Genomic DNA, 13,068 nt, shown 5'->3' with positions numbered 1-13,068 from the left:
TTAACATTCGATAATATTAACAGCTAATCCACCGCGAGCGGTTTCTTTGTATTTGGTTTTCATGTCGTTGCCGGTTTCAAGCATGGTTTTAATCACTTTATCAAGTGATACCTTTTGCTCGCCACTGCCACGAATAGCTAAACGTGAGGCATTAATTGCTTTAATCGCGCCCATTGCATTACGTTCAATACACGGTACTTGTACTAAGCCACCAACAGGGTCGCACGTGAGGCCTAAATTATGTTCCATACCAATTTCTGCTGCGTTTTCTACTTGCACAACATTGCCACCAACAATTTCTGTTAATGCGCCTGCAGCCATAGAGCACGCAACGCCAACTTCACCTTGGCAACCTACTTCAGCACCCGATATAGAGGCATTCTTTTTATATAAAATACCAATAGCAGCAGCCGTTAATAAATAACGTGTGGCTATATCGCGGTCTACTTCTTTCACAAATGTGTGATAGTACATAAGCACAGCCGGTAAAATACCCGCAGCACCATTAGTTGGTGCGGTAACTACACGACCACCTGCCGCATTTTCTTCGTTTACGGCAAGGGCAAATAAATCAACCCAGTCCATTGCACGAAGTGGGTCGTTACTGACTTCTATATTTAGTTTTAAGTATAAGCTTGGCGCACGGCGCTTTACTTTTAAGCCGCCAGGTAGGATACCTTCGGTACGCATACCACGGTCAATACAGGCCATCATTACTTTCCAAATATGAAACAGCGTGTCTTTTATTTCATCTTCAGTGCGCAGTGTTTTTTCGTTCTTCATCATCAAGCTTGAAACACTAAGCCCTGACTCTTTACACATCTCTAGTAGCTCTTTTGCGCTACTGAAAGGGAAAGGAGCTGGGTTTTCTTCTCTAATATCAATGGCTGCTTGTTTTTCGTTTTCAAACTCTTCATCAGTAACAATAAAGCCACCGCCAATAGAGTAATATACTTTGCTGTAAACTTTTTCGCCGTTGTTTGAGGCGATAATTTCCATTGCATTAGAGTGCTTAGGCAGCGTTTTTCGACGATGAAAAACAATAGCGCCTTGTTTTGGAAACTTAGCTTTGTGTGTTTTGTTTAAATAAATAACCTGATCTTTTTCGATGGTCGCTAAAATGTCGTCGACTAAATCGGCATCTATAGTTTCAGGGTCATAACCGGCTAAACCAAGAATTACGGCTTTACCCGAGCCATGGCCAACACCTGTTTGACCCAAAGAGCCATAAAGCTCTACTTTAATATCGGTCACATTTGCTAATAATTGTTGTTCTTGTAGGTCATTAACAAATAAGCGTGATGCGCGCATTGGGCCAACGGTGTGTGATGACGAAGGGCCAATACCAATGCTAAACATATCAAATGCACTGATCATAATGTGTGTGTCTCTACTTTGTTTTATCAGCACGAAGCTGCTCTTTGAACGGTCGAGCATGATAACGTGGAATTGTGATTGTGTAACTACTAATAACGAAGATTTAAACTGGTAAGGCGAGTTGTTTTGTAAAGTTTTTTATAATGCTTGCAGTCGCACCCCAAAGTAAACCATGTGGTGTTTTAAAACCTTGCAAAATAACCGTTTTCCCAAATCGTTGAAAAGGTAAGGGTTGCCAGTTAGCTTCGTTATTTAGCTCAGTGACCGAGAGCAAAAAGCTCGCTTGTACTTCATTATAATCATTTTCCCAGGTGGTGCCTTTATTAAGTAAACCCACATAGGGGCTAATACTAAAACCCGTTAATGTTGAATACTCAGGTAAGTGACCTAATACATTAACGTTGTTTTGGGCAATATTTAGCTCTTCTTTTAGTTCGCGAAGGGCTGTGGTGCGAAGGGTAATGTCGCTTACTTCAAACTTACCTCCGGGCAAACAAATCTCCCCAGGGTGATGGTGTAAATAAGTAGGGCGTTTACACAGTAAAATATGTGCATGGTTATCTATATCAATAATTGGCAGCATAACAGCGCTAGCACGTTTTTTACGCGTGTCTTTTAACTGGTTTGGCGCAGCTGTAGGGCTTAACAGAAACCGCGCCATAATGTGTTCACTATTCAAAGCGACCTACTGTTTTAATAAAGGGAGGATTTTATTTACTTTATCGTAAGTTTCTTGATATTCCAATTCGACTTTAGAATCAGCGACTATTCCGCCACCAGCCCAGCAGTAAATTTGCGCTTTGTGGCATACCAAGGTACGAATAGTGATACTCGTATCCATATTTCCACATGCACTTAAATAACCAATTGAACCACAATAAATGCTGCGGCGATGTGGTTCTAGTTCTTCAATTATTTCCATCGCCCTAATTTTGGGCGCACCGGTGATTGATCCACCCGGAAAAGCCGCTTCTAGCTGATCGACCGCTGTTTTACCTTCATCAAGTTCTGAGGTTACCGTGCTTACTAAATGATGCACTGCCGGAAAGCTTTCAATGGCAAAAAGGGAAGGGACGTGAACGCTGCCAGGTTTTGCCACTTTGCCTAAGTCGTTACGCAGTAAATCAACAATCATGACATTTTCAGCGCGATCTTTAGCTGATGCTGCGAGTATTTGGGCTTGGCGTTGATCCTCCAGCGCATCAGCTTTTCGCGGCAGTGTGCCTTTAATAGGTTTGGTTTCTACAACGTTATTATTTACTGATATAAAGCGCTCAGGGGAAATTGATAAAATTGCCCCTTGAGGGTGATTTATAAAGCTCGAAAATGGCGCTTTATTTGCTTCACGTAGTTTAATGTAAGCTGCCCAAGGGGAGCCTTCAAACTGAGCGTTGAAGCGCTGCGCTAAATTAATTTGGTAACAATCGCCACTTTTTAAATACTCCTCAATTTGGGCAAACTTTGAAGCGTACTCCGTTTCGCTCATATTTGATTGCCAGTCGCTGTTTAGGGCAAAGGACTGCGTATTAACTTGGGAGTTAACGTGCGTATTTAAATATTGCTCATAAAGCGCTAATCGATCGGTGTTTGGCTGCGATACATAAAACCAGCTTTGTTGCAGCTTGTCGTAAATAAGGGCATCTAAGTAAAGGCCAATAGCCATTTGGGGAAGATTAATGTCTTCAATAGCATGAGTGGGGATGTTTTCAATTGTACGCCCTAAGTCGTAGCCAAAGTAGCCAAGCCAGCCGCCGTTAAAGGGTAAATCGTAATCGGCTTTTGTTTTAGCAAGATGCGAAAGCTCATTATTCATAATTTCAAAGCAGTTATCACTACTTTCTATATTATTTAAAAAGCTTTTATTATTTTTTACTTCAAGGGTACTTTGCGGCTCAATGGCAATAATATCAAAACGGCTGTTTATATGATTACTATTTGCAGAATCTAATAGAATTGCGTAAGGCAAATGTGAAAAATGCGCAAAAACGTCAATGCAGTTTTGTGTTATGCCTAATTTAATACAATTTTTTTTATTGTTTAGCATTTACTGCCCCTTTAAGAACTGGCTCGAAACGGGCTGGGAGGGTATCATAAGTCAAATTTTTTGGCAGCACTAAGCTGCAAAAAACAGTGCAAACCACCGTCACCGGTTTGATTTAGATTACGCGACAACGCGTAACGGTAACTTAAGGAACCACTATGAGTACAATTTGTCAGCAAGACTTTATTGATAGCATTGAAGATGCATTGCAATATATTTCGTTCTATCACCCACTTGATTTTGTTCAAGCACTCGAAAAAGCGTACAACAAAGAACAAAGTAAAGCGGCTAAAGACGCCATTGCACAAATTTTAATTAACTCACGCATGTCGGCTGAAGGCAAGCGTCCACTTTGCCAAGACACCGGTATTATTACCTGTTTTGTTAAAGTAGGTATGGATGTTAAGTGGGATAAAACAGATTTAACCGTTCAACAAATGGTTGATGAAGGTACTCGTCGTGCATATTTGAATCCAGATAACCCTTTACGTGCATCTATTGTTGCAGACCCTGCTGGTACGCGTAAAAATACTAAAGATAATACGCCTTCGGTTGTGCATATTGATTTAGTAGCGGGTGGAAAAGTAGAAGTAATGGTTGCGGCTAAAGGCGGCGGCTCTGAAAACAAAAGTAAAATGGTTATGTTAAACCCGTCAGATGATGTTGCTGCATGGGTAGAAAAAACACTACCAACAATGGGTGCTGGTTGGTGTCCGCCAGGCATGCTAGGTATAGGTATTGGTGGTACGGCTGAAAAAGCAGCAGTAATGGCTAAAGAGTCGTTAATGGATCCGGTTGATATCCATGAATTAATGGAACGCGGCGCAGAGACAACTGAAGAAAAACTGCGTTTAGAAATTTTTGACCGTGCTAATAAATTAGGTATTGGCGCACAAGGCTTAGGCGGTTTAACAACGGTTGTTGATGTTAAAATTAAAACAGCACCAACGCATGCAGCTTCAAAACCTGTAGTAATGATCCCAAATTGTGCGGCAACTCGCCATGTACATTTTACGCTTGACGGTTCTGGCCCTGCTAATTTAAAAGCACCTAAACTAGAAGATTGGCCACAAGTAACATTTGAAGTGGGCGAAGGCACACGTCGTGTTGATTTAAATACACTGACTAAAAAAGATGTTCAAGAATGGAAAATGGGTGAAACCGTTTTACTTTCGGGCACTATTTTAACCGGTCGTGATGCAGCGCATAAACGTTTGCAAGATATGATCAACTCAGGTGAAGGTTTACCTGAGGGCGTAGACTTTGATAATAAATTTATTTATTACGTAGGCCCTGTGGATGCGGTACGCGATGAAGCAGTAGGTCCTGCAGGCCCTACAACAGCCACTCGCATGGATAAATTTACCGATATGATGCTAGAAAAAACAGGCATTGTAGGCATGATTGGTAAAGCTGAACGTGGCCCTGCAACTGTTGAGTCTATTAAAGAGCATAAATCTGTTTATTTAATGGCCGTAGGCGGCGCAGCTTACTTAGTATCTAAAGCGATTAAAAAAGCGCGTGTTGTAGCTTTTGAAGATTTAGGTATGGAAGCTATTTACGAATTTGAAGTTGAAGATATGCCAGTGACCGTTGCAGTCGACAGTGAAGGCGCCAATGCGCATACACAAGGTCCTGCAATCTGGAAAGCTAAAATTGAAGAGCTTGATAGCAAGCTAAAATAACGTACGTTTTGTATTTTTAAAAAGCGAGCCTAGTGCTCGCTTTTTTGTTTTTTTAAATAGAGTTATTAGTAAGTTTACAGCTCTGACCAGTTTGCGAAAAAGCTCACTTTTTACTGAAAACCTATAGGCAGCGGTACGTGGCGGGCAAGTAGCACTTGTATATTAAACTTTACACGCAATAATTGTGTTACGTGTACGTAAACGTAAGTTAGTGAGGTTTTTATATTTATAGTATTTAAAACTTACAAATGACGGTTTTGTGAATTTTTTATCTATATAAAAGTTTTAATTTGGTTATTTAATTTAAGCTTGATGTTTTCATTGGTTTTATCATCTGTGAGTATAGCGAACACGTATATGAAGTGATAAAGTCTCGGCAATTTCCAGCGCGCATACCCTCTCACGGGTTAACTATTTCGGAGTATTTTAAGTGGCTGTGTTTAATCGAGTTGAATTTGATAACCATGAACAAGTGGTTTTTTGTTCTGATGAAGAGTCGGGTTTAAAAGCAATTATTGCTGTACATAATACTAACCTAGGTCCTGCAGTTGGCGGATGTAGAATGTGGGATTATGCAAACGACGAAGATGCTGTTTACGACGTGCTACGTTTATCAAAGGGCATGACTTATAAAAATGCAGTTGCGCGCTTACCCTTTGGTGGCGGTAAATCTGTAATTATAGGTAATGCGAAAGAAATTAAATCTGAGCAATTATTTCGTGCATTTGGCCGTCAGTTAGAGCGATTAAATGGCAGCTATTACTCAGCAGAAGATGTAAACATCACATGTGCTGATGTAGCTATCATGAATAAAGAAACTAATTACGTACTGGGTCTTGAAGGTAAAAGCGGTAACCCATCGCCATTTACAGCATACGGTACTTTTTTAGGAATTAAAGCAGCGCTACAGCATCAACGTGGCCATCAAAATTTTGCAGGCGTAAAAGTGGCTGTTCAAGGTCTAGGTGCTGTTGCTTATGGTTTGTGTAAACATTTACATGATGCGGGTGCTGAGTTGTTTGTAACTGACATTAACCAAGCTGCCATTGACCGTGTAGTAAGTGATTTTGGTGCAACTGCGGTAGGCATTGATGACATTTACGACTTAAATGTTGATGTATATGCACCTTGTGCATTAGGTGCAACTATTAACGATTTAACGATACCGCGTTTAAAGGCGACTATTATTGCGGGTTGTGCTAACAATCAGTTAGCTGAATCTCGCCACGGTGAAGTTATTCGTGAAAAAGGCATTTTATATGCACCAGATTACGTAATTAACGCCGGTGGTATTATTAATGTTTATTATGAAACAGCGCCAGAAGGTTACAGTGCCGCAGCCTCTAATAAACATGTTGAAGGTATTTTTAATACGTTAACTGAAATTTTTGCTCGCAGCGAAAAAGAGCAAAAATCAACGCATTTAATTGCTGACGAATTAGCGCAAGAGATCATTAAAAACGGTCTGTAATTTAAGTTCTAATTTACATAAAGGTGTGCAATTGCACACCTTTTGTTTATCTGTAAGTTAAGGGGTGTTGATCTTTGCGGATTTAACCTTGAAAGATTAATAGACCCTAATGCAATTGTTACTGAACAGCGGTACACTTTATTTTTAATTTTGTGCGGCAAATTATGACTCCCTCAACTTCTCTCATGCAGCCTATCGATTTAGATAATTGGCCTAGAAAGCAACACTTTGAATTATTTAAACACTTTTCTCAGCCTTATTTTAATGTGTGTGTGCGTTTAGATGCTCAAGCACTTTACGACTATTGCAAAACCAATCAATTTTCTTTTTTTCAAGCGTATGTATATTGCACCTTAAAAGCGTGCCATGAGTACGATTCAATAATGCTACGTATAATAGATAATCAACCATGGTTACTTAATAGTGTTCGCGCAAGTGTGGTTGAGTTGTCTGAAAACGATACGTTTGTTTTTAGTTATTTTAACAGCGCAAGCGATTTTAAAGAGTTTGTAAATCATGCAAGTGACGTAAGCAAAAAAGCGAAATTACAGCCGTTATTTTCTGATGCATTTGCTCAAACAGAAGGGCAGGCAGATTTAATTCATATATCTGTTTTGCCGTGGCTGAATTTTAGTGCGTTTTCGCATGCATTTAGTGAAGGGGAGAGTTTAGGCATTCCTAAATTTGTATTTGGTCAGTTTGATAAACACACAGGTACAATACCTTTAGCTATCGATGTACACCACTCATTAATGGATGGTTTGCACGTAGCGAAATTTATAAACACATTGCAGGGTACATTTGACTCCTTTTGCAAAGGTTAACTTTAAACACATCAGTAACGGCAGTGCAAAGCAGTAAACAATTTATAAGTAATCTATAAGTAATCTATAAGCAATGCGATGTGAATTACTTTTTATTCAAATACATAACCTTATATGCTTGAAAAGCACGTGTGCTGGACATATTTATATACCATACCTTAGCTCAGGAAATCCCCATGATAAATGGACTGTTAATTGTTGTTTTAATTCTTTTTGTGGTGATTTTCTGGCGTTGGCCATCAATTCAAAACCGATTATGGCGCAGTAAATATAAAGATTTTGCTTTAAATTCGCAGCAAAAAGATATTTTACTGCGTTGCATGCCCATCTATAAAAAAATGACCGACGCTGACAGAGAAAAGTTAGAGCGACATATTACGTGGTTTTTAAACGAAAAACGCTTCGTTGGTTGTGATGGCTTAAAGCTAACGTCTGCAATGAAGTTAATTGTTGCCGCCGATGCGTGTGTATTAGTGCTTAATAAACCGTGGCCGTTATATAGAAATGTAAAAGAAATTTTATTATACCCAAGTGCTTATTATGCTCCGCAATCAACTCGCGATAGTGCAGGACTTGTGAGTTACCATAATACGGTAAGACTAGGCGAGTCATGGCCTGGCGGCACACTTGTACTCAGTTGGCATGACGTGCTTGAAGGTAACCGCTTGCCAAGTGATGGACATAACCTGGTATTTCATGAGTTTGCGCATCAACTTGATCAGGAAACAGGTAAAACAACGGGTACGCCCATTTTAAAAAGCTCAGCAGATTACAAAGAGTGGGGCCGAGTATTTAGCCGTGCTTTCACCCAGTTAAAAAGTCATGTTGCCTATAGCATGCCGCATGTTATTCACAGCTATGGTGCGACTAACGAAGCTGAGTTTTTTGCTGTACTCACCGAAACCTTCCTCGAAAAACCCGCAGAGCTTCGCCGATACGATCCTGAAATTTACAGTATGCTAGTTAATTACTATCAATTTGACCCTATTGTTTGGCATTAAACCTACATAAACCGCGCTTTATCATATAACGCTGGCAAGTTGCGTTTGTTTTTGTTGCAATCATGTGAAATAGTTTTTACTGCAACAATAACAAGCGAGAAATGCATGAAAAAAATGCTTCATACAGTATTGGCGCTGTCGGTGTCATTAGCGATAGGGCAGGTAAATGCCGCCGAAAAAGACGAACAAAAATGGCAAGTGGATTCACCAAAAGGGCAATTTGTTGACGCTGAAATTAGCGTTGAGCAAGGCACATGGATGAATATAGATATTAGCCCTGATGGTAAAACCGTGGTGTTTGACTTACTTGGCGATATTTACACTATGCCAATGAGTGGTGGTACAGCCACAAAGCTCACCTCTGATATTGCATGGCAAATGCAACCTCGTTTTAGTCCTAACGGCAAAAGTATTGCGTTTACCTCCGACCAAGGTGGCGGCGATAACATTTGGATAATGGACTTAAATGGCGAAAATCAACACGCTGTTACCGATGAAACCTTTAGATTACTAAATAGTCCTGCATGGAGTCCTGATGGCGACTACTTAGTTGCGCGTAAACACTTTACAGCTAGCCGCTCATTGGGAGCAGGTGAAGTGTGGTTGTATCATAAAGCGGGTGGCAAGGGCGTGCAGCTTACAAAACGCGAGAACGATCAAAAAGATTTAGGTGAGCCAATGTTTTCACCTGATGGTCGTTATGTATACTTTTCGCATGATGCAACACCCGGTAAAACCTTTCATTATTCAAAAGATTCTGTAGCGGGCATTTATAAAATTAAGCGCTACGACCGTGAAACGGGTGAAATTGAAACCATAATCGATACGATGGGCGGTGCTATTAGGCCTACACCGTCACCTGATGGTAAAAAGCTTGCTTATATAAAGCGTGATGACTTTCAAACTAGTCTTTATTTATATGACTTAACCAGCGGTGAGCACACTAAGCTTTACGATAAGCTTGAGCGAGATATGCAAGAAACATGGGCTATTCATGGTGTATACCCAACCATTGCATGGACACCAGATAACGAAGAACTGGTGTTTTGGGCTGGTGGTACAATTCACAAGCTAGATGTTGCAGACAAATCTGTAAAAACCATTCCTTTTAAAGTGCAAACAAGTAAAAAAATTCAAAAAGCGGTGCGCTTTACACAAAACTTAGATACTGATGAGTTTGATGTAAAAATGCTACGTAATGTGCAAGTAAGCCCAGATGGCGAAACGGCAATTTTTGAAGCGCTTGGGCATATTTATAAACGTGATTTAGAGTCAGGTAAAATTAAGCGTTTAACAAAGCAAACTGATCATTACGAATTATTTCCACAGTACTCTCGCGATGGTAAAAAAATAGTTTACACCACATGGGACGATACCAAACAAGGGTCAGTGAGAGTGGTTTCTGCGCGTAGTGGTCGTGGCGATACAATTACTAAAGAGCCCGGGAAATATGTAGAGCCTACGTTTAGCCCAGATGGTAAAACGGTTGTTTATCGTAAAGCCACTGGCGGCAGTATTTTAAACCCTAAGTGGTCACTTAATCCGGGGGTTTATAGCGTAAGCGCTAAAGGCGGTAAAAGTGAGCTTATTTCAAAAAGTGGTTATCAACCACAATTTGGAGATGCAAACGATCGTGTTTTCATTATGAGTCCTTGGCCAAAACCAACGTTAAGTGTAGTAGAGCTTGAAAGTAAAAAAGTTAGCAAACTATACGAGTCAGAGCATGCGACAGAATTTAGAGTATCACCAGATGGCAAATATTTAGCGTTTGCAGAGCGATTTAAAGTATTTGTAACCCCGTTTGTACAAAGTGGTAAAACAATTAATATTGGGCCTAAAGACAGTCAATTTCCAATAGAGCAGTTATCGGTACGTGCTGGTGAAAACATTAGCTGGAGTGCTAAGAGCAACAAACTTTATTGGACATTAGGGCCTGAGCTTTATCATGCAAGCCTTGAGGGGATGTTTGCCATTAACAAAGCCGAAGATGCCGACTTTAAAGTGAAAAGTGGCGATAATATTGGTTTCAGTAAAAAAATGGCAGAGCCTAAAGGCATGATTGCGCTCACTGGTGCAAAAATTATAACTATGGATGGCGAAAAGGTTATTGAAAATGGCGTCATTATTACTGATGGCAAGCATATTAAAGCAATTGGTACAGCCAGCGAGATAAGCATCCCTAAAGGTGCTGAGGTTATTGATGTAACAGGTAAAACTATTATGCCTGGTATTGTTGATGCTCATGCACATGGCTCGCAAGCAAGTGGTGAAATTATACCTGAGCAAAACTGGAAAAACTTTGCAGGTTTAGCGCTGGGTGTAACTACAATTCACGATCCATCAAACGATACCTCAGAAATATTTACCGCAAGCGAAATGCAAAAGGCAGGCATGATTGTTGGCCCGCGTATTTTCTCAACGGGTACTATTTTATATGGCGCAAATATGCCAGGTTATACTTCGCATATTGACTCGTTAGACGATGCTAAATTTCATTTAGAGCGCCTTAAAAAAGTAGGGGCGTTTAGTGTTAAATCGTATAACCAGCCACGTCGAGAGCAGCGCCAACAAGTTATTGAAGCAGGCCGGATGCTTGAAATGATGGTTGTCCCTGAAGGCGGCTCATTATTACAACATAACTTAAGTATGATTGTAGATGGACACACAGGTATTGAACATTCAATCCCTGTAGAGCACATATACGACGATATAAAGCAGTTATGGTCGCAAAGTGATGTTGGTTATACACCAACACTTGTAGTGGCTTATGGTGGCATTTGGGGGGAGAACTACTGGTACGATAAAACTGATGTGTGGAATCATCCGCGTTTAAGTAAATTTGTGCCAAAAAATCAATTATTACCACGCTCTATGCGCCGCATTAAAGCGCCCGATCATCACTATAATCACTTTAATAACGCACGCGTTGCTGCTGAGCTGCAAGACCTAGGTGTATTAGTTAACTTAGGTGCTCACGGTCAGCGTGAAGGCTTAGGTGCACACTGGGAGATGTGGATGTTTGCACAAGGCGGAATGACACCGCTTGAGGCAATACGTGCATCGACACTCGATCCGGCTAAGTATTTAGGGCTTGATAAAAACGTAGGCTCGCTTGAAGTGGGTAAACTGGCTGATTTAATGGTTATAGATGGCGATCCGCTTAAAAATATTCGAGATTCGGATAAAGTAGATTACACCATGATCAATGGTCGATTATTCAATGCAGAGACAATGAATGAAGTGGGTAAAAAAGAACGCGAACCACTTTATTTTGAAGAACTGTAATTTATTTTAAACTTTTTAAAGCGGCTACATAGCCGCTTTTTTTAGCCTTACACAACTTATAAAGCTTTATGTTTTTGGCAAATAACGGATATAAAAAAACCGCTTAACGCGGTTTCTTTTAAAAATCATAAATGTTGATTAAACAACACCGCGCGGTAAGCGACAGTCATGATCTTTACGAGCTAAAATTACAATCCAAAGTTCTTCCGCTGTGTAACCTTCTTCATTTTCGGTAACAACAGTGAATGGCGCTTTTTTCTGTGCTTTAACAGGAGCAGCTGCTTTTGGTTTTTTCGTTTTAGTTGTTTTACCAGAGTTTAATTTTTTAGTAAGCTCTGCTACGTCAGCTAGGCGTAAATTTTTACCGCCATCAATGCTGTACCAACCAGGTTTGGTTGTGATTTCAGGTTTTTTACCATTGGCAGTTTCGTACGCTGCTTCAAAGGCAGATAACACTTCTGTTTTGTCTAGTTTGCTCATCAGAGACCCTATACGTTGTGAACACAGATAAAGAAGAGGTATTTATACCTATTTTAAAACAGTTTTTCAATTTTTTGCGATTTTCCTTCCATTTTAGGCCTATAAACGCCAAAATTTGCACAAAATTCAGTGCTAAGTAAGGTAAGTTGTATGCAACGTAGAGAATTTAACCAACTCCTAAATGACATTTTGAAACCTCATTTAATAAAAGATTTTTGCCCAAATGGCTTACAGGTCGAAGGTAAAAACGAAATTAAAAAAATTGTGACGGGTGTAACCGCAAGTCAAGCCTTAATAGAAGCTGCCATTGAGCAACAAGCAGATGCTATTTTGGTTCATCATGGTTTTTTTTGGAAAGGGGAGTCTCAACCAATAACGGGTATGAAAAAGCGTCGCATAGGCGCGCTACTAGCAAACGATATTAATTTATTCGGCTATCACTTACCACTCGATATTCACCCAGCAGTTGGCAATAACGCACAACTTGCAAAGTTATTAGATATTGAAATTGAAACAGGGCTAGAGCCAACTCCAAATAGCGTAGCAATGAAAGGGCGTTTAAAAACACCATTAAGTGGTGAAGATTTTGCAGATAAAATTGCAAAGGTGCTTAATCGAACCCCGCTCACAAGCTTAGTACGTTCAGCTAAAATAGAAACCATTGCACTGTGTACTGGTGGTGGGCAAGGATATATTGACTTAGCAGCAGATCAAGGCATTGATGCTTATTTAACGGGTGAAGCATCGGAGCAGACAATTCATAGTTCTCGTGAGCAAAACATTGATTTTTTTGCAGCTGGGCATCATGCAACAGAGCGCTATGGCGTAAAAGCACTAGGTGAGTTACTTGCTCAAGAGCATGGTTTTGATGTGACATTTATAGACATAGATAACCCAGTTTAAT

At 40.2% G+C, this 13,068-nt stretch carries 10 protein-coding genes; 6 read left to right on the top strand and 4 right to left on the bottom strand.

What is annotated here, in order from left to right; translation table 11 throughout:
* From JG479_RS10060 to pabB, 3 genes are all read right to left on the bottom strand, one after another.
* On the bottom strand, positions 1 to 1,377 hold the full coding sequence (locus JG479_RS10060; RefSeq protein WP_200220337.1) for an L-serine ammonia-lyase: 1,377 nt from the start codon (positions 1,375 to 1,377) through the stop codon (positions 1 to 3).
* A gap of 103 nt (positions 1,378 to 1,480) precedes the next feature.
* A complete protein-coding gene (locus tag JG479_RS10055; RefSeq protein ID WP_182696425.1) occupies positions 1,481 to 2,056 on the bottom strand; it encodes an NUDIX hydrolase in 576 nt (191 codons plus the stop codon).
* Between the two features lie 6 nt (positions 2,057 to 2,062).
* Positions 2,063 to 3,421: an aminodeoxychorismate synthase component I gene (gene pabB, locus JG479_RS10050; RefSeq protein WP_200219114.1), complete on the bottom strand. Its 1,359-nt coding sequence runs from the start codon at positions 3,419 to 3,421 to the stop codon at positions 2,063 to 2,065.
* A 155-nt stretch (positions 3,422 to 3,576) separates the two neighbouring features.
* Between pabB and JG479_RS10045 the strand changes: the two genes are divergently transcribed.
* From JG479_RS10045 to JG479_RS10025, 5 genes are all read left to right on the top strand, one after another.
* Positions 3,577 to 5,103: a fumarate hydratase gene (locus JG479_RS10045; protein WP_007375888.1), complete on the top strand. Its 1,527-nt coding sequence runs from the start codon at positions 3,577 to 3,579 to the stop codon at positions 5,101 to 5,103.
* 430 nt (positions 5,104 to 5,533) lie between these two features.
* A complete protein-coding gene (locus JG479_RS10040) occupies positions 5,534 to 6,574 on the top strand; it encodes a Leu/Phe/Val dehydrogenase (protein WP_200219112.1) in 1,041 nt (346 codons plus the stop codon).
* Positions 6,575 to 6,759: 185 nt separating this feature from the next.
* A complete protein-coding gene (locus JG479_RS10035) occupies positions 6,760 to 7,398 on the top strand; it encodes a chloramphenicol acetyltransferase (protein WP_200220336.1) in 639 nt (212 codons plus the stop codon).
* 176 nt (positions 7,399 to 7,574) lie between these two features.
* Entirely contained in the window at positions 7,575 to 8,399 is an 825-nt protein-coding gene (locus JG479_RS10030; RefSeq protein WP_024595522.1) for a M90 family metallopeptidase, read from the top strand.
* Positions 8,400 to 8,504: 105 nt separating this feature from the next.
* Complete coding sequence (locus JG479_RS10025; protein WP_200219110.1) at positions 8,505 to 11,684, top strand: amidohydrolase family protein; 3,180 nt, start codon at positions 8,505 to 8,507, stop codon at positions 11,682 to 11,684.
* 138 nt (positions 11,685 to 11,822) lie between these two features.
* Here JG479_RS10025 and JG479_RS10020 read toward each other — a convergent pair whose 3' ends face one another.
* A complete protein-coding gene (locus tag JG479_RS10020; protein WP_002961684.1) occupies positions 11,823 to 12,164 on the bottom strand; it encodes a hypothetical protein in 342 nt (113 codons plus the stop codon).
* A 150-nt stretch (positions 12,165 to 12,314) separates the two neighbouring features.
* Between JG479_RS10020 and JG479_RS10015 the strand changes: the two genes are divergently transcribed.
* Entirely contained in the window at positions 12,315 to 13,067 is a 753-nt protein-coding gene (locus tag JG479_RS10015; RefSeq protein ID WP_002961686.1) for a Nif3-like dinuclear metal center hexameric protein, read from the top strand.
* Position 13,068 lies beyond the last annotated feature (1 nt).

This window comes from Pseudoalteromonas sp. LC2018020214, assembly GCF_016598755.1.
GTDB classification, from domain to species: domain Bacteria; phylum Pseudomonadota; class Gammaproteobacteria; order Enterobacterales; family Alteromonadaceae; genus Pseudoalteromonas; species Pseudoalteromonas distincta.
The sequence above is the reverse complement of the archived record's forward strand: the minus strand, read 5'-3'. Positions and strand labels throughout refer to the sequence as shown.